The organism is Vibrio sp. 10N.222.55.C7 (assembly GCF_041473335.1).
Lineage (GTDB): Bacteria > Pseudomonadota > Gammaproteobacteria > Enterobacterales > Vibrionaceae > Vibrio > Vibrio crassostreae_C.
This window is the reverse complement of sequence record NZ_JBFRSC010000051.1, coordinates 97,414-112,604: the sequence shown is the minus strand read 5'-3', so window position 1 is coordinate 112,604 and position 15,191 is coordinate 97,414. Positions and strand designations below refer to the sequence as shown.

At 42.6% G+C, this 15,191-nt stretch carries 24 protein-coding genes and 2 pseudogenes; 1 reads left to right on the top strand and 25 read right to left on the bottom strand.

From position 1 onward, the window contains the following. Positions 1–6 precede the first annotated feature (6 nt). The 21 genes and pseudogenes from AB4482_RS18005 to AB4482_RS17905 form a co-directional block, all read right to left on the bottom strand. Positions 7–1,035: a radical SAM protein gene (locus AB4482_RS18005; protein WP_017061808.1), complete on the bottom strand. Its 1,029-nt coding sequence runs from the start codon at positions 1,033–1,035 to the stop codon at positions 7–9. A 138-nt stretch (positions 1,036–1,173) separates the two neighbouring features. Then, positions 1,174–1,398 (bottom strand): hypothetical protein, encoded by a 225-nt coding sequence (locus AB4482_RS18000; protein ID WP_017061807.1) that lies wholly within the window; start codon positions 1,396–1,398, stop codon positions 1,174–1,176. A 132-nt stretch (positions 1,399–1,530) separates the two neighbouring features. Continuing rightward, a pseudogene (locus tag AB4482_RS17995) lies at positions 1,531–2,044 on the bottom strand (adenylate kinase). A 267-nt stretch (positions 2,045–2,311) separates the two neighbouring features. Then, on the bottom strand, positions 2,312–2,776 hold the full coding sequence (locus AB4482_RS17990) for a DUF302 domain-containing protein (RefSeq protein WP_017061805.1): 465 nt from the start codon (positions 2,774–2,776) through the stop codon (positions 2,312–2,314). A gap of 181 nt (positions 2,777–2,957) precedes the next feature. After that, positions 2,958–3,215: a hypothetical protein gene (locus AB4482_RS17985; RefSeq protein ID WP_017066541.1), complete on the bottom strand. Its 258-nt coding sequence runs from the start codon at positions 3,213–3,215 to the stop codon at positions 2,958–2,960. Positions 3,216–3,418: 203 nt separating this feature from the next. Continuing rightward, entirely contained in the window at positions 3,419–4,000 is a 582-nt protein-coding gene (locus AB4482_RS17980) for an HD domain-containing protein (RefSeq protein ID WP_017070700.1), read from the bottom strand. Positions 4,001–4,129: 129 nt separating this feature from the next. Then, positions 4,130–4,546 carry a VOC family protein gene (locus AB4482_RS17975; RefSeq protein ID WP_372181366.1) on the bottom strand — a complete coding sequence of 139 codons (417 nt, stop codon included), beginning with the start codon at positions 4,544–4,546 and terminating at the stop codon, positions 4,130–4,132. A 119-nt stretch (positions 4,547–4,665) separates the two neighbouring features. Beyond that, positions 4,666–5,010: a VOC family protein gene (locus AB4482_RS17970; protein ID WP_017061800.1), complete on the bottom strand. Its 345-nt coding sequence runs from the start codon at positions 5,008–5,010 to the stop codon at positions 4,666–4,668. A gap of 88 nt (positions 5,011–5,098) precedes the next feature. Continuing rightward, positions 5,099–5,569, bottom strand: coding sequence for a GNAT family N-acetyltransferase (locus tag AB4482_RS17965; RefSeq protein WP_372181364.1), 471 nt, complete (start codon positions 5,567–5,569; stop codon positions 5,099–5,101). Between the two features lie 168 nt (positions 5,570–5,737). Continuing rightward, the gene (locus AB4482_RS17960; RefSeq protein WP_102398033.1) at positions 5,738–6,145 is read right to left on the bottom strand and encodes a VOC family protein; all 408 of its coding nucleotides are present in this window, start codon (positions 6,143–6,145) and stop codon (positions 5,738–5,740) included. A gap of 391 nt (positions 6,146–6,536) precedes the next feature. Continuing rightward, positions 6,537–6,953, bottom strand: a complete 417-nt coding sequence (locus tag AB4482_RS17955; protein WP_102398031.1) for an NUDIX hydrolase — start codon at positions 6,951–6,953, stop codon at positions 6,537–6,539. A gap of 139 nt (positions 6,954–7,092) precedes the next feature. After that, complete coding sequence (locus AB4482_RS17950; RefSeq protein ID WP_102333296.1) at positions 7,093–7,650, bottom strand: nucleotidyltransferase family protein; 558 nt, start codon at positions 7,648–7,650, stop codon at positions 7,093–7,095. Between the two features lie 18 nt (positions 7,651–7,668). Next, positions 7,669–7,818 (bottom strand): annotated as a pseudogene (locus tag AB4482_RS17945) (GNAT family N-acetyltransferase); the annotation flags it as partial. Positions 7,819–7,865: 47 nt separating this feature from the next. Next, on the bottom strand, positions 7,866–8,483 hold the full coding sequence (locus AB4482_RS17940; RefSeq protein ID WP_372115773.1) for an RraA family protein: 618 nt from the start codon (positions 8,481–8,483) through the stop codon (positions 7,866–7,868). A 2-nt stretch (positions 8,484–8,485) separates the two neighbouring features. After that, entirely contained in the window at positions 8,486–8,899 is a 414-nt protein-coding gene (locus AB4482_RS17935) for a GFA family protein (protein WP_050712025.1), read from the bottom strand. An 82-nt stretch (positions 8,900–8,981) separates the two neighbouring features. Next, entirely contained in the window at positions 8,982–9,110 is a 129-nt protein-coding gene (locus tag AB4482_RS17930) for a hypothetical protein (RefSeq protein ID WP_371721947.1), read from the bottom strand. A 247-nt stretch (positions 9,111–9,357) separates the two neighbouring features. Beyond that, the gene (locus AB4482_RS17925) at positions 9,358–9,708 is read right to left on the bottom strand and encodes a hypothetical protein (protein WP_059019687.1); all 351 of its coding nucleotides are present in this window, start codon (positions 9,706–9,708) and stop codon (positions 9,358–9,360) included. A 636-nt stretch (positions 9,709–10,344) separates the two neighbouring features. Next, a complete protein-coding gene (locus AB4482_RS17920; protein WP_032545924.1) occupies positions 10,345–10,953 on the bottom strand; it encodes a sugar O-acetyltransferase in 609 nt (202 codons plus the stop codon). Positions 10,954–11,049: 96 nt separating this feature from the next. Next, positions 11,050–11,424 (bottom strand): VOC family protein, encoded by a 375-nt coding sequence (locus AB4482_RS17915; RefSeq protein ID WP_009846837.1) that lies wholly within the window; start codon positions 11,422–11,424, stop codon positions 11,050–11,052. Between the two features lie 65 nt (positions 11,425–11,489). Beyond that, entirely contained in the window at positions 11,490–12,188 is a 699-nt protein-coding gene (locus tag AB4482_RS17910; RefSeq protein ID WP_017059213.1) for a pseudouridine synthase, read from the bottom strand. Further along, positions 12,188–12,349 (bottom strand): hypothetical protein, encoded by a 162-nt coding sequence (locus AB4482_RS17905; protein ID WP_017059212.1) that lies wholly within the window; start codon positions 12,347–12,349, stop codon positions 12,188–12,190. The genes AB4482_RS17910 and AB4482_RS17905 overlap by 1 nt, the downstream gene beginning before the upstream one ends. A 209-nt stretch (positions 12,350–12,558) precedes the next feature. Between AB4482_RS17905 and AB4482_RS17900 the strand changes: the two genes are divergently transcribed. Further along, entirely contained in the window at positions 12,559–12,960 is a 402-nt protein-coding gene (locus tag AB4482_RS17900; protein ID WP_372181361.1) for a YkgJ family cysteine cluster protein, read from the top strand. A 53-nt stretch (positions 12,961–13,013) separates the two neighbouring features. Here AB4482_RS17900 and AB4482_RS17895 read toward each other — a convergent pair whose 3' ends face one another. From AB4482_RS17895 to AB4482_RS17880, 4 genes are all read right to left on the bottom strand, one after another. After that, on the bottom strand, positions 13,014–13,415 hold the full coding sequence (locus AB4482_RS17895; protein ID WP_372181360.1) for an NUDIX domain-containing protein: 402 nt from the start codon (positions 13,413–13,415) through the stop codon (positions 13,014–13,016). A gap of 228 nt (positions 13,416–13,643) precedes the next feature. Beyond that, complete coding sequence (locus AB4482_RS17890) at positions 13,644–14,024, bottom strand: STAS/SEC14 domain-containing protein (RefSeq protein WP_372181359.1); 381 nt, start codon at positions 14,022–14,024, stop codon at positions 13,644–13,646. A gap of 112 nt (positions 14,025–14,136) precedes the next feature. Beyond that, positions 14,137–14,640 carry an HAD family hydrolase gene (locus tag AB4482_RS17885; RefSeq protein WP_372181358.1) on the bottom strand — a complete coding sequence of 168 codons (504 nt, stop codon included), beginning with the start codon at positions 14,638–14,640 and terminating at the stop codon, positions 14,137–14,139. A 43-nt stretch (positions 14,641–14,683) separates the two neighbouring features. After that, positions 14,684–15,184, bottom strand: coding sequence for an N-acetyltransferase family protein (locus tag AB4482_RS17880; protein ID WP_372181356.1), 501 nt, complete (start codon positions 15,182–15,184; stop codon positions 14,684–14,686). Positions 15,185–15,191 lie beyond the last annotated feature (7 nt).

Genomic DNA, 15,191 nt, shown 5'->3' with positions numbered 1-15,191 from the left:
TTGCTGCTAGATCATGCGTTGACGGAGTTGGTAAAACACATTGTCGAGTTCATCGGGATTTTGCTTTTGAATGCGATTAAGCTCTCTTTGTACAGAATCGTACATAAGTTGGTTATCCATGTCTTTCAATGCGGCGTAGTAATGAATGCGACGTCCCAAGATAAAGTTATTCTGGTCATTCTCACTCATCATATTGAAACGGTCTATTGTCGCTAAGAACTTCGCTTTATCCTGTGGCAGCTGTCCGTTCAGTTCCATCAACAAATTAATACCGTGATAGTTACCATAGTTGCCCGTCACGCGGTTTAGTTTACTGATCAATTGATATTGTTCTTCAAGCATTTCACGTTCGCTAAGTGGCGTGAACTCTCCATTCTGCACCAGTTCATCCAATTCGGTTCCAGGCTTCACAGCAAGCGACAGAATGCGTATTTCATCTGGGTTGATTTGGTTAAGTAAGGCCGCCGTTTCTTCAACATGCTGCGCCGAATATTCTTTACCACCCAAGCCAAGGATAATGAAGGTCATCATCTTCATACCCGCTTGCTTCGCGTATTCGGTCGATTTCAAAATAGATTTCGGAGTAATGCCTTTTTTCATCAATTTGAGAACATCAATAGAACCCGATTCCATACCGCAATAAAGCATGTTGAGCCCTGCATCACAGATGGCTTTCATCTCTTCAGGCGACTTCTTAGTCATGCTTTGCGCTCGTCCATAAGAGCTGATCTGCTTTAACTCTGGGAAGGCTTGTTTGAGTGTATTCAACACATCCAGCAAGTCTTCGGTATCCATAGTGAATGAATCACCGTCTTGCAGAAAACAGGTCTCAAATTTACGGTTCTTATAGAATGCTTTCGCAGCCCAAATGTCTTTCTTAATCTCTTCAACGGGACGAATTGCAAACTCCATCCCCTCAAACAGCGTACAGAATTTACATTTGTTCCAAGGACAACCTTGGGTGGTGCGAATCAATAAGCTATCCGCTTCTGAAGGTGGACGAATATGCCCTTGTTGGAACTGATACTGTGTCATTTGAATGCCCAATAATTAACTATTCGCATAGGCTACTAGAAGTTCATTCAATGAAAAACACGGTGCAATTTGAATTATTATCAAATGAAAACGGATAATTAAAGAAGAAGAATGTTGAAGTATTAAGTAGGTTAAAGGCTAATCAAGGTTGTCCGGTGTACGTAAATTGGTTCCACACTTTGTACATTTATAGTCACCGTTTCCGCCACTTGAAGCTAGCGACGATAAAATCATTCCAAGCAACCCTGGCTTCTTTTCATGTTGTGGCGCTTTTTCGGCTTGGTTACTGAACATAGTGTACTTGTGCAGTGTCAGTTCCTTACAGTTACTACAGAACGCTCTCGTCTTCTCACTTCCATACATAATATCTATCTCCTTAACTCAAAGCACAAACTAAACATATGGCAAATATGCCACACGTAGAGTTAAATCTAAATATTTTCATGAAGTTATGAATAAGTAAGAGCGTTTTAAAGAAAAGTAAACTCTCGACTGTTAAGTGAAGTGTTGGTGAACAAAGTTATTCAATTCAGTCACGCTTCTGATGATGTAAACCTCTTTCTCTTTAGCGCGCAATTCTAACTGCGCTCTAAAGTCGTCATTCCAAAATTTAGGACAGTTGTAGTGTCTTATAGCTTTGTATCGTGCCTTTTATCACTGAGCTTCCAGCAGGCCAGCCTTCAGGTTTAACAAATAAACCTTTGAGCATTCTCTTGGTTACAAACCAGTAGCTAGTTGAATAAGGAATGTCGATATAAACCAAGGTATCAGCTGCATCTAAACGTGTGTTGAACGAGCCTAGAGGGCCAAAACCATCGATGATCCAGCTTTCTGACTTAAGTATGCTCTCATGAGCCTCCTCAAATACTTCACGTTCAACAAACTCTCCGTTGGCCTTGTAAACAATAGAGTCCAACTGGTGAAGCTCTATCCCTGTAGCTAGTGCTAACGCCTTGCTGACTGTGGACTTTCCACTCCCAGGCTTACCAAAAACCGCGATCTTTTTCATATGACTTCCTCTATTCAGATAAAACCCATAAGACAGCGACAAAAAACCCACCTTACGGGTGGGTTCGATAAACAAAGCGCATCAACAATCCCACCATTCTTATGGAATGATGATAATTCGTTGGTTAGATGGCGCTAAATTCAGTTTCATAAAACTACTTTTATATATTGTTGCTTAGTTGTCAATGCAGCCAAACGTTGATTGGGAAGCTATATCCTCGTCAAGTCGCACCCATTAATAGTCTTAATGAGTGCTAATTGGTCTTGGTTATTTCGCTTTCTTTTTCGCCACTGTCGCTTCTGATAGCTTGCTTAGTACACCCGATACTTTCTTAACGACCTCGTCACAGCCATTGATCGCGTGACGCTCTACCAAGTAATTAGGATCGTTGTAAGACAACCATACTTTCTTATTTGAATCTTCAGTGACTAACACCTTCTGCGGTAAATCTATCGCGACTTCTTGAGCACATTGCATTAATGGTGTCCCTACTTTCGGGTTACCAAAGATGATGACTTCCGTTGGTCTCAATTCAAGATCGACCTTACTCGCGTTTTTCTGATGGTCAATTCGCGCAAACAATGTCAAACCTTTGCTTATAGCGAGTTCTTCAAAGCGGTCAGCGGTCTCTTTCACTGAGTAATTACTTTGGTATTTAATCAAACCATCAGAAGCCGCAGCTAAAAATGATGCAGAGAGTAAAATGGCGCATAGTGGTAGTAATTTTTTCATCGTCACCTCAGAGATTTAACCTAATCAAACTTACATTCATAGCGCCACTTCTAAAATCAGCGACGTAACCCATGTCAGTATAGACGCGATTCGATTCTCAGTTTGCAGAGAGGATCACTTTTCTAATGCGTCTTATTATCATCAGTTTAGGTGGGGATTTTTTCAAAAGTTAAACACACGATCAGTGCCACGATTTGGTTCCACATTTCTCACATTGGTATTCGTAATCACTGTCGACATAAAAACCGGGAACATTATGGTCACCTCTAAACAATAACGTCACCAGGTACTCCATCAACACGCCTAACTTCCATTGTTTCTTTTCAGATTCAGCGTCCGCTTTAGATTCAGCATCGGAAGCGCTAACAGCAAGGTGCGGGGTAAGTGCGTCGCACTGCTCACAGTGATAAGGGTGTTTAATATACTTATTATCAAGCATTTATATAAGCCAACTGGTATTTATAAATTTGATACATACTAACAACTTATCACTCGGTTCTCGAACTTATTGTTGTCCACTAGAGTTTTATTAGAAAGAAATGAGACACAAGGTAAGTGCCATGCATCTTGAATCAGTTACCATCGAGATCTCCCTCATTGAAAAGCTAAAGCTATTCTTACGCTAAGGTATGAAATTAGCTTTTACTTTAATAACCCTTTGTCTGCAGCGCCTTCAAGTTGTACTTCTAGTTCTTTCCATAGAGCACGACTGCCTTTAGAAATACGCTCGCCATTGAAGGTCAGTACTTTGTCTTTAGATACGTTGTGCTTCTTCCAGCTGTGACCACCACCATGGATGTTATGAAGCAAAGGCGGCACTCTATCGATCGCCTTACCAAATCTGGCTTCTGGTGACTCACCTGCTTCGAACTCAAGCCATAAATCCAAATACTCGCTTCTTGAATGGCTCGGTAATGATTTCAGCAAGCGCTCAACGCAGTTTCTCTCTTTGAGCTTGTTTTCTTCGGTTTCACTGGCATAAATGATGGTGTCTCCGGCATCGATTTCCCCAAGATCATGAATCAGCAGCATCTTCATTACTCGCGTAATATCGATTTCTTCATTGGCATAGTCTTTCAACATGAGTGCGCTCAAACAGACGTGCCAACTGTGCTCAGCGGAGTTTTCATATCGATCCAATCCAACCGGTTTTGTCTGTCGATGAACATCCTTTAATTGTTCAATCTCGACCATGAATTGCAGAATGCCTTTGATTTCTTCCACGATGAGCTTCCTTAACTTAAGTTGATGATTTAGCGGTGCGGAGGGTTAACCTAACGAAAGAGAAGCGTTACTCCCAATGAACCGACATTTTGTAATACGCAACACCCGATGGTTGTGGGCTAAGCTTATCTACCTGTTAGCCATAGGGTGTTCAGGATTTAACTGAAGCAGATCCCACAAGTTACCGTAAAGATCTTCAAACACAGCAACGGTGCCGTAGCCTTGCTCTTTAGGCTCTCGGACAAAGTTAATGCCCAAAGACGTCATACGTTCGTAATCACGCCAGAAGTCATCGGTGTTTAAGAATAGGAATACGCGTCCACCAGCTTGGTTGCCGATGAAATCGAGTTGCTCTGGCTTGGAAGCTCTAGCAAGTAACAGGCTCACACCGGTTGAATTTGGTGGAGCAACAACAACCCAGCGCTTATCTTCTTCTGGCAGATACGTGTCTTCGATGAGATAAAACTTAAGCTTGTTTACATAGAAATCAAGCGCTTCATCGTAGTCTTTTACCACGAGTGCAATGTGGACAATATTCTGTTTCATAACATACCTTGTTGGGGTTTTTACTGCAGGGAATGATGCCATGAAGCAGGTAAAGACACTAGGTGTCGCATCATAAATCGTAGTATCTCGTCCTTCACAATCTAAAAGGTATACATCATTTATAACTGCCAGAATCCGAGCTCGACGCCACCTTGAATGACAATGGCACACATCCCGTGACGTGGTAACTCCATTGGCGGCACCGCAACTTCGGCGCCTAGTTTCTCGGCTGCAGTTACTGCAGACTGAATATCCTCAACCAACGTGTAATGACGAACAGTTGGTTCTTCAGTTTCACGAAGCGGTGCTCGAATGCCAATTACCCCGCCATTAGATAGCTTTGCAGTGCGCGCCCCACCAAGGTTCACATCTGCACCACTGAATTTCACGTTGTAGAGCTGAGCGTATGTTGCACAAACGACATCGACCTCTGGGGTAACCACTTCAAGATATTGAACCTTCATCAAATTTCCTTCTCGTGTTCTTTAAGACTCTCAACCTGCATACAGCTGTGCAGGTGTTTCTCATCAATAATTAATCGGTTCCATATTACTAAGCAATTCGACCGCGCATGATAAATTGCGGGCCTGCTGCGCCACCTAAATACTGTTGATTGATATCTTCGAAGCCGCCTTTCTTATAACAGTTGAATGCTGCCGGATTTTTGCAATTCACAGTTAAGTAAATCGACTCATACGCTGAGTAATTCGCTTTTAAATACGGAAACAAAGCCTTCACCGTGCCTGTTCCTAAACCTTTACCTTGCTGGTTTTTATCAAGCACAAAAGCTCTCAAGCCAATGCTTCCTTCAGGGCAGAATTCGTAGTGCTCTGCGTAAGCGATATCCAGCTTAAAGAAACCCACAACTTCGTTATCAGACTTAATCACGTGCAAGTGCTTCGTTTCACTGCCGTCTAATAAAAACTCTGCAGCTGTACCAGCGAACTTAACCTGTTCATCGGCGAGTTGGATGGCCTGAACTAACGCCACATGTGAATCTTCAAGCCTTTCGATAGTTATCATTGTTGTTCCTTCTGTATAGCACCCACGAAGAACCGACTAGAGCTCATCGCTAGTATCTCGAGAACCGTATTTTGGGAAATGCAACCTTAGTACTCAGTTAATACGTTTAGTCCATCCAATAATTTCGAGTAAAGACCAGCATTTGGTATCCAACTAAAAGGTCATGACTTAATGAATATCTTGGCAGAGCCTAAAGAGATAACCGTCAGGAGTTTGAACGATGAACTGCTTCTGAGTCGCGATCGAATCCCCACATTGATAAGACTTCGACTCTAACGCTAAGTAAATAGAATCAGCGGCGCTTTCGTTAACTCTCTGATAAAGTCGCTCGATGTCGATAACATCCCATTGGAAGTTAACACCACGCCCTAACGGAAACTCTAGGTCACCTGAAAGCCATTTTCGACTTTTGCCCGCAATCCCTTCAAGCATCACATCAACACCATCAAGCGTTAGATAAGCAAACTCCTCATCTGGGCGTTCGTATTTAACTTCAAACCCTAACACATCGACAAAGAAGGATTTGCTCACATTAATATCGAAACAATAAAGCTCTGGAACTACTCGTAATGTCATGATTTACCATTCTCATTATTTTATTGCTGATTAATCATCTTCTTTTAATGCAAGGGCGCTATTGTGATGTTTTCTTTATTGGCTGACACACTAACAATACGTAAACCAATACAAAACTAAGCACAATGGCACCTAAAGTGCTAAACCCAGCATAATTCATTGATATCGAAAACGAGAAAGGCGCGACAAAAAAGAGTGAATAGTAATAAACAGTAAAGGGCTTCAATACTTGAGCGCATTGTTTACATGGCATGTATTTGGAAGGATCCAGCTTGGATTTCTCTTTAATAGAAACCGACGCCCCACAATTTGGACACTTGAACATCGAACATCTCCTTAATTCCGTTTGATTATTCCCTTTATTCACACAGCAACAGACTCACAATTTGTATTACTGCGCTAGCTTCCCAAGGATGACTGGATCGCTCAACAGATTCGTCAGAGGAAGAAACAATGGCTCTGGTAAATCATCGAGCTTAAACCATTTCCATTGCTTACATTTATCAGGCTCTGTCACCTGTGGTTTGCCGCTAGCATCAGAAGCCACAACAAACAGCGTTATATAGTGCTTGTTCTCTTTCTCAAAAATATCATTGGTAAAAGAGAGCTTTTCAAATCCACTAACAACGAGGCCAGTCTCTTCGAGTGTTTCGCGTTTGGCACACTCTTCAATGCTCTCACCCCACTCAAGGTGTCCGCCCGGCGTTGCCCACGTATGAGCTCCGTGAGAACCAATTCGCTCTCCAAGTAACACTCGCCCTTCACGTAGAATAACCGCAGCGATACCTACTCTTACTTCCTGACTCACTTAAAACTCCTTAATTCTTACCAAAAGACAAACGAACAGCTAAGTGACTAACAATGCCGAGATTACGCTCAAACTTACCACTAGCGCCAAGCCGAGTTAAATACCAAATGTTGAGAATGATCTCGTAAAGCTCTGTCGATCACACCCAAGGAAACACTTTTACTTGCTGCCATCTAGCCTTATAACCAGCGGTCATTTTGTTGTAGTTCGCTTCTGTCATTGCTCGCTTATTCGGTTTAATCAGCATATCAAACGCGTCCTCTACACCGTATGGTGCAAACAACTTGATATCGCCTGAATCATCCAGAGTAAACCCGATAGCAAGCGCAGAAAGCCAAGACTTGATACCTTGTTCAACACGATCGTATGGTTGAATCAAGCAACCGAACTTCTTAGCGTAACGCTCATGGATGGTCGCTTGGTTCTTTACATCCACGTCGACACGATGACTTAACCGCGAACGAATGCGGTTTTTGAATTCGTCCTCAGTGAGGGCTGATGCATTATTGAAATAGACAATATCTAAGTCTTTAACTTGGTCTAGAAGCGGTTTGTTTTCGATATCATTCCAGATTATTTGAGTGATGGCGCCGCCTGCAATATAGAAGTTTGGCAAACCCACCTCACGACATACGTTGGCTGTTTCGATTAGCTCAGGAACTTGTTGAATGAGGTTCTTTAGTTTTTGTTTATTCATCATTCCCTTTTTATCTAATCACGAATCGTACATTGCCCAACTGAAATAAGGTCTTTGACCATCCATTCGCTCAACCTTTGCACCCAACCTTTTGTAGAAATCATGCGCTTTCTTATTGTGCGGACTTGCCGTCCATGAGATGTGAGAGGCGGATGATGACTTCGCTTGTTAACAGACAAGAATGCCACGCATTACAAATCAACTTGCTGCACCAATTAAGTTTTTTGTTTCGCAGACGTTATTGCTTGGGCTATTTTAGCCCTATGACTCGTTTCCCACTCAGCGAGTGTTAATGAAGCTTCGTCACTTGCTTTCTTTGAAGCCATTAGAAACACTTCATCTTTTCTTGATTTAGGAATAACGACAATACCCTCTACATCAGCAACAATGATATCTCCCGTATACACCTTTGCTCCCCCGCAAGTGATTGGAGCACCCAATTCAGAATAGACCTCTTTCTTTCCCGGTACTGGATGAACACCTTTCGCAAAAACTGGAAACTTCATATCTGAAATTTCAGTCAAATCTCGAATGACACCATCAATAATAAAGCCTTTGATACCTCGACTCTTCGCGACTGCGCATACATTACCGCCGGCTACAGCATATTCGCTATCAACGCCATCTACTACAATGATCGAACCTTCTGGTGCTTCGTATATGGCTGAATGAAGCATTAAATTATCACCAGACGTTAACTGGACAGTAAACGCTTCTCCACAAATTCGCGGCATTCCCTGCCAAAGAGGACCAATACTAAAGTCAATAAAGTGATCGTTACTTAGTATATTTCCGTACTCGGTTGTCGCTAATTTAGAAAAATCTGTCTTCATATTTACTCTCCACTTTCAAAGTGGGCAAATACTTCTGCGCCAGTCATATTGTGCGTTTCATTTTTAAATTCGTAGTAATCGGGCTTTTCATCGATGAATATCTGATGAGTTAACTTGTAGTCATCCCCAGACATCAATAAACCGACAGGAAGGTGGTACTGATTATTTGGCACCAAAAAGTAAAACAAGTGAGTACCACATTTACCGCAGAACCCTCTCTCAGCCCAATCGGATGACTTATATCTCACTACATTTGATTCACCTGATATTTTGACGGAATCAGAGCAATCAATGACTAACATCGGACCGCCAGACCAATTTCTACACATACTACAATGACAAGCCCCCAATTCATTACTGGCGTACTCTACTTCCAACTCAACTGAGCCACATAGGCACTTTCCTTTACCTTTCATGAATCCTCCAATCTTTGCAGTGTTTGTAAATGAATAGCGGATAACGCTTTTTATACCGATGACTTAATAAGAAAGGCTATTTTTAGTTCCCCTTTCCCGACAGATACGCAGCATACTTTTTAGAGATCCATTTATGAATATGAAGCCCTGTTTTACGAACAAGATACCAATCTATCGCAACTAGAATCACCAAACCGATTACAGTTCCCATTACAAAACCTCCATGCTCATTGAAATGTCACTCTAGCAAATGGGTAAGAAAAGCACCGTGAACCTAAACAAACTATTAAGACTCGATATGGATAGTTACTTTAACTCTGGAAGAATTGGATGGAGATGATGCCCGCTTAAGTGGTCAGGAACGTAATATAATCTTAAACACTTAAACCAACGCACAGTGAAAATGCCATGCATTGTGAATCTTATTAAGCTTATTAAGCTTATTGTTATGTTCGTACTCAATGAAATTGAAGAACTAAACAAGTAATAAATGCAGGTAGACCGGCTATAAAGAAAACCAAACCTGTCTGGTAGTTCATGCGATAGTGATCGTGCTGATCTTTTTCGAAATCATGCCCTTCTACCATTTTGTAGACCTTATCTGTTCTAGGATCATCTAACCGAGTTGTCTTACTATGGATGCCTCCTTCCCACATTAGTTTCGCTATAATCCATATAACGATGACAACAAAGAACAAGAAGTCGATCAACTGAGTAGTCGCGAAGAAGGGAACAAACTGGGCTAGAGCTATAACCACAAGTGCAGCTGATAGGTTAATGAGAACCACTTTTTTGAATAAATCGAGCAAAACTCCCTCCTTGAGCATATCGCCTTGCTAAGGCATGAGTAACGCAATACAAAAGCGCCCGCATCCCGCCTTGAACACTTAGCGCAACACATATTAAAAATGCCACGCATTGGGAGTCTTTGTTAAGCGATTTGTTAGTACAAAGTATAACGATGAGTTTAGCTCCAGCCATGAGGCATGCTTTCATTATCTCTGTACTCTGAACCACAAACAGTACACTTGAAGTAACTGATGTTTGATTTAGAGCTGTTTTGGTTGAGTAATACGCTAAACACAAAATGAAGAATTTTGTGCTTTGGGCTATTCTTTACGGTTTTTTGTGCCTCAATTTCCGAACTATTTAGTCTTCGATGTATTGTCTTTTGATTACATTGACTGCAGTGTAGCTCTATTCCATTATCAGACATATAAACCTTCCTTGTATGAAAATCTTAATCTATGCGCTGCCAGACAGAAAAATTCTGCACTTAAATCCAGAATAATTCGTTCTAGTGTCTTAGATGCATAAACAATATGCAACTTAGCCATTGCATAACAATGGCTTATGTCACAGCTAATTTCAGCTATGTGGAAAATGTAGAGTTTTTCTGTATAGCATAACGAGATGGGAAGCCATCACGCTACTACGGGGAATACTTACTTTAACTCATCGGGAATGCGACGATCTTTGTGGTAATACTCTCGGTCACGTTCGTTGATTTCGCGTACCACTTTGCATGGGTTGCCGACTGCGACGACATTAGCTGGGATGTCTTTGGTGACGATGCTGCCTGCGCCTATGACTGAGTTTTCACCAATGGTGACACCGGGAAGTACGACGGTGTGTGCGCCAAGCCATACGTTGTTGCCAATACGAACAGGAACATTGAACTGCGCTGCTTTTAGCCTGAGTTCCGGGCTGATGGGATGTGTGCCAGTGGCGATGGTCACGTTCGGCGCAATCATCACGTTGTCGCCGATGAATACGTCTGTGTCGTCGACCAGAGTTAAATTGAAGTTCACGTATACGTTGTTGCCTAGGTGCGTGTGACGCCCCCAGTTCGCATGTAATGGTGGTTCAATGTAGCAGCCCTCACCGACTTCGGCGAACAACTGCTTCATGATCTGCTGTCGTTTATCACCTTCGCTCGGGCGAGTGTGATTAAAATCGTATAGCACTTCTAAGCATTGAGTTTGCTCTGCAACCAAATCAACGTCGTCACAGTAGTAAACGTCTTGGCTGTGCATTTTAGCCTTTATATCCATGTTTGAACCTATTTGATCATTGCCTTATGTCGGCATAAATAAAGAAACAGATGGATAATTTGAAGTTTTCACTGGCCTTAATGCAAGTTGGATGAATTAACGCGGCCTAATGTTTTCAGCCACACGCCACAGCACACCACTTGGGTCAGTGATACAAAACTCAAGCATTCCCCATGGCTGTTCAACAACCTCGGAAACGGTAACTTCAAATTCCGACACTACATTAGAGTTTTGGATGTGTTGATACCAACTTTTTACGTCTTCAACCAGCAAGTGCATCATGTAATTGTGACAGTGCGCAGGTTCATAAAAGTTTTGCAGAAGGAACGCACAACCGCCGTGTCGTAGATAGGCGATATCGTGAAATTCAGACATCAGCTCGAAGCCGATTGACTGGTAAAAACGCTTGGATAAATCGAAGTCTTTCGCGGGTACAAAAGACTTAATTTCTGAGACTTTGAGGTTTTCCATCCTATATCCTTATAGTGTTGATATTCTGGTGCTGACACGCTTAACGCTTTGAGTGATTACAGCGTTTATTCAGAGTCTTGCTGAAATGAGTCAACTTCGGCTTTGGTTAGATAACGCCACTGGCCTGCTTCAACATCCAAACGAACGTCACCAATCTGTTCACGGTGTAGGCCAACAACTCGATTCCCTACTGCAGCAAACATTCGTTTCACTTGATGAAACTTACCTTCTGTAATGGTCAACAGCACTTCTTTACTGGTAATCACTTCGAGCTCTGCCGGACGCGTCGGTTTTTGTTCGCCCTGCAATTGAATGCCCGCTTTAAACTTATCAGCGACATCGTCTTTGATATCTCGTGACAATGTCACGCGATACACCTTCTTACACGACTTGGTTGGCAGCGTAATATTGAATGACCATCGCCCATCATCGGTAATCAAGACTAAGCCTGTGGTGTCGGCATCTAAGCGCCCTGCGATGTGCAGTTCTGATGCTTTGTCTATCTCGATGTAGTTGAACAATGAAGGATAAACTTCGTCGATGTTAGAGCAGATAGTACCCGCAGGCTTGTGCATTAAGAGGTATCGAAATTCACGCAACTTAAGCGGCGTGCCATTTAACAAGATGGTGTTGCTTTCATGAACCTGAGTCGATTCATCGGTCACAGCCTCACTGTTTACGTTCACCTCGCCATTATGGATGCGTTCAATCGCTTCAGGCTTGGTTAGGTCAGTGCTTTTACATAGGTATTTATCAAGACGCATTAATCGTCGGCACCACATTTAGCACAAGGCTTGTAAGTTCGTTCACCTTGCTCGATAACCACATAGTCACCAACGCACTTGTCACATAAAGCGAGCTTTGGGTAAGCCTCTTTTTGTTTCTTTGCGTTGATGTTGCCTTCGGTGGTGTATACGGTTCTCATTTTGATGCCTTTGTTTGAATTACGTGAGAGGCGCAAATTGTATCACTGTTTACAGCTTTGATTGGAGTGGTGGTGCATAGATAAGTTGATTTTAAGTGCCGCTATTCCATGTTCCCTCCCCGTAACGGCTTAACTATGAACAACAAAGTCAACGTGCCACGCCTATCAGTGGTAAAATGATAAAAGCTCACCAACCAATGAAGTCGATAATGAAAGATTGTAATCAATGCGGAAAATGCTGTATCAAATACGGAGATGGCGACCTTGCCGCGACTCAAGAAGAGATCGGTTTGTGGGAGCTGTTCAACCCAGACATCTTTGAATATGTTCGAGGAAGCGAGATTTGGTTTGACCCTGAATCTGGCGAACGTTTAACTCGCTGCCCTTTTCTGGAACTGGTTCCGACGAAAGACACCAAGGCTCAAGCCAAGTACACATGTAGCATTTACTTAGACCGTCCAGAAGATTGCAGACACTACCCGAGCCTGATTAATGAGATGGTACGAGATGAGTGTGAAATGATTGAGGTGGTGGATTTACAAGACACGAAGAAAGCTCAAAGGAAACTCGACCTGTTGATGAAAGACAGCCGCCCTTCAAGCTATTCGTAAGCGATGATCTTTTGAAGATCAATCTTCAGCATTAGCTAATAGCCGCTAAAACCTTAAGCCAAATACTGGTTCGCTTCTAACCAATCAAGCGCAACCAGTGCTGCCAATGAGCATACCGCTCTGTCGTTGCCATCAACAAACTTAAGTTCTTCGATTTCGGCATCTGGAGACAGTTCGCCAGTATAATCAGCAAGATAACAAGTCAATTGCACTGAGACGCCTTCCGCTTTACCATCAGCTTGGCCTGTAAACGTCTCGACGTATTTGATGGAATCAGGCACTAAATCAACTGAGATCTCTTCTTTGATTTCGCGAACCAGTGCTTGCTCATCACTTTCGTCCGCTTCACGCTTACCACCCGGTAGATAGAACAATTCTTTGCCTTTTGATCTCACCATCAACAGCTTGCCGTCTTTGATGAATATCCAAGCCAGCTTATCAATTACCTTATGCATGTCGTTAGACCTTATTTCTGTTTTAGTTCTCGTTCTTACTGAATCTGACCGCGCTACTAGTCACGACCAAACAAAGCCTGCGTATGTTACACGCTGGAATGAATATACTCTATTGAATCAAATAGGAAATATCATAACCAAAACGAAAAATGACAGCGTTCGAGACAATGCTCATCAACTGTCATTGGCGATGTTTACGAACTGCTCTCTAGCTGCCCGCGAATAGTATCAATCGACTAGCCACTTAAGCGCAGAGTCGTGGTCTTCGAATGACTTAATCTCACCAGACACAAACCAACTCCCTACTTTTGAAGCGAATTCTTGCCAGCTTTTATCACCATAAATCGCGATTTTGTCTATCTTCGAATTGAGATCTAATCCCAGTTTGAAATCATCCCAAGCAGCACGTAACTCCCAACCCGTTAAGGTAGAGATATCGACCAGCATCTTGAGTTTAGATGAATCGAGTTCTTCTAGCGTGGTATTCAGAATTGGCATCATTGCTTGATAGTCATCGTGTGTGAGTTTGCCTTTCGCTTTAAACACAACGATGGTTTCACCGCTAACACGTTCAATTCCAACCGATATTCCGTGACGTTCGATACTCATAGCCTAGCCCTCATAGTGGAAACTAGACTTAGCTTAGAGGATTAGACAGCAAAGAGATGAGACGTTGGCGTCAAAACGAACAAGCACTTTATCTGAACTTAATATCAGAGAGTTAATCGCGCTTTTCCAACAGTTCGCTTAGGGATTGAACTTGCACGATACGTGGATGCTGTGACTTAAGATCAACACCTTCCGTGTTCAACCACACCGCTTTCAAACCCGCTTCAAGTGCTGGGTAAATGTCTTTCTCTAGAGTGTCGCCTACCATGGTGATGTCTTGTGGTACAACACCGAGCTTAGAAATAATGGCAGGATAGAACCCCGACTCGAACTTAGAAAAGCCAATGCTCGCCTTACAAAAGTAACCCAAGATATATTGAGACAGGCCAACGCGCTCAAAGGCACGAATGATGTCGTCTTTACTGGAATCACCAGCATTGGTGGCAACGTAGACTTGATGATTTTTGGAGAGTTCAGCCAGTAATGCACGAGCACCACTCACTTCTTGTACGGTTTCCCAGTCACACATCTTCCCTTGTGCGTCTGGGAAATCGACCATCAGCGTATTGCCCCAGTCGAATAAGACTATTTTTGTTAATTCGATTAGCTTTGTCATCTTGCCTCCTGCATACGATGAATTATCTAATGTTCAAGCGAGCCTATAGAAACTTCTCGATAAGGATCTCATCAAAGTACTGGTCGCCAATCTTACCGTGTTTCTTAGCCGTTCCGACAATTTCAAAACCTTGCTTAAGGTATACCGCTAACGCGCGCTCGTTGTCTGCTCTTACATAGGCGAACAGCTTTTCATAACCTTTGGCTTTGGCTGATTTGAATGTGTAGCCAAACAACTGCTTGGCAACGCCCTGCCCACGGCTATTTGCATCAACATAAGTGCCAATAATACCAACGTGGTCAAAGGCCTTAGTGTAACTAGCGAATGGTTCTACATTCTGAAAACCAAGCAACTGGCTTGTCGTCTCGTTGACTGCAACGCTAAATACACCGCGCTCAGGGAACGACTCAATGAATGCCTTTTCTTCATCAACAGTAAAAGTCTGATCCAAGATCGTATAACGCGCTTCGATAATGATTGGATTCAATACATCAATAATACCTTGTGCATCTTGTACCGCGACTTCTCTGATTGTTAAGCTCATACTTCTC

What these genes read in the sequence shown, in the direction of transcription:
- AB4482_RS18005 (WP_017061808.1), bottom strand. Translation starts at nt 1,035, where the DNA reads ATGACACAGTATCAGTTCCAACAAGGGCATATTCGTCCACCTTCAGAA.
- AB4482_RS18000 (WP_017061807.1), bottom strand. Translation starts at nt 1,398, where the DNA reads ATGTATGGAAGTGAGAAGACGAGAGCGTTCTGTAGTAACTGTAAGGAA.
- AB4482_RS17990 (WP_017061805.1), bottom strand. Translation starts at nt 2,776, where the DNA reads ATGAAAAAATTACTACCACTATGCGCCATTTTACTCTCTGCATCATTT.
- AB4482_RS17985 (WP_017066541.1), bottom strand. Translation starts at nt 3,215, where the DNA reads ATGCTTGATAATAAGTATATTAAACACCCTTATCACTGTGAGCAGTGC.
- AB4482_RS17975 (WP_372181366.1), bottom strand. Translation starts at nt 4,546, where the DNA reads ATGAAACAGAATATTGTCCACATTGCACTCGTGGTAAAAGACTACGAT.
- AB4482_RS17970 (WP_017061800.1), bottom strand. Translation starts at nt 5,010, where the DNA reads ATGAAGGTTCAATATCTTGAAGTGGTTACCCCAGAGGTCGATGTCGTT.
- AB4482_RS17965 (WP_372181364.1), bottom strand. Translation starts at nt 5,569, where the DNA reads ATGATAACTATCGAAAGGCTTGAAGATTCACATGTGGCGTTAGTTCAG.
- AB4482_RS17960 (WP_102398033.1), bottom strand. Translation starts at nt 6,145, where the DNA reads ATGACATTACGAGTAGTTCCAGAGCTTTATTGTTTCGATATTAATGTG.
- AB4482_RS17950 (WP_102333296.1), bottom strand. Translation starts at nt 7,650, where the DNA reads ATGAATAAACAAAAACTAAAGAACCTCATTCAACAAGTTCCTGAGCTA.
- AB4482_RS17940 (WP_372115773.1), bottom strand. Translation starts at nt 8,483, where the DNA reads ATGAAGACAGATTTTTCTAAATTAGCGACAACCGAGTACGGAAATATA.
- AB4482_RS17935 (WP_050712025.1), bottom strand. Translation starts at nt 8,899, where the DNA reads ATGAAAGGTAAAGGAAAGTGCCTATGTGGCTCAGTTGAGTTGGAAGTA.
- AB4482_RS17930 (WP_371721947.1), bottom strand. Translation starts at nt 9,110, where the DNA reads ATGGGAACTGTAATCGGTTTGGTGATTCTAGTTGCGATAGATTGGTAT.
- AB4482_RS17920 (WP_032545924.1), bottom strand. Translation starts at nt 10,953, where the DNA reads ATGGATATAAAGGCTAAAATGCACAGCCAAGACGTTTACTACTGTGAC.
- AB4482_RS17915 (WP_009846837.1), bottom strand. Translation starts at nt 11,424, where the DNA reads ATGGAAAACCTCAAAGTCTCAGAAATTAAGTCTTTTGTACCCGCGAAA.
- AB4482_RS17910 (WP_017059213.1), bottom strand. Translation starts at nt 12,188, where the DNA reads ATGCGTCTTGATAAATACCTATGTAAAAGCACTGACCTAACCAAGCCT.
- AB4482_RS17905 (WP_017059212.1), bottom strand. Translation starts at nt 12,349, where the DNA reads ATGAGAACCGTATACACCACCGAAGGCAACATCAACGCAAAGAAACAA.
- AB4482_RS17900 (WP_372181361.1), top strand. Translation starts at nt 12,559, where the DNA reads ATGAAAGATTGTAATCAATGCGGAAAATGCTGTATCAAATACGGAGAT.
- AB4482_RS17895 (WP_372181360.1), bottom strand. Translation starts at nt 13,415, where the DNA reads ATGCATAAGGTAATTGATAAGCTGGCTTGGATATTCATCAAAGACGGC.
- AB4482_RS17890 (WP_372181359.1), bottom strand. Translation starts at nt 14,024, where the DNA reads ATGAGTATCGAACGTCACGGAATATCGGTTGGAATTGAACGTGTTAGC.
- AB4482_RS17885 (WP_372181358.1), bottom strand. Translation starts at nt 14,640, where the DNA reads ATGACAAAGCTAATCGAATTAACAAAAATAGTCTTATTCGACTGGGGC.
- AB4482_RS17880 (WP_372181356.1), bottom strand. Translation starts at nt 15,184, where the DNA reads ATGAGCTTAACAATCAGAGAAGTCGCGGTACAAGATGCACAAGGTATT.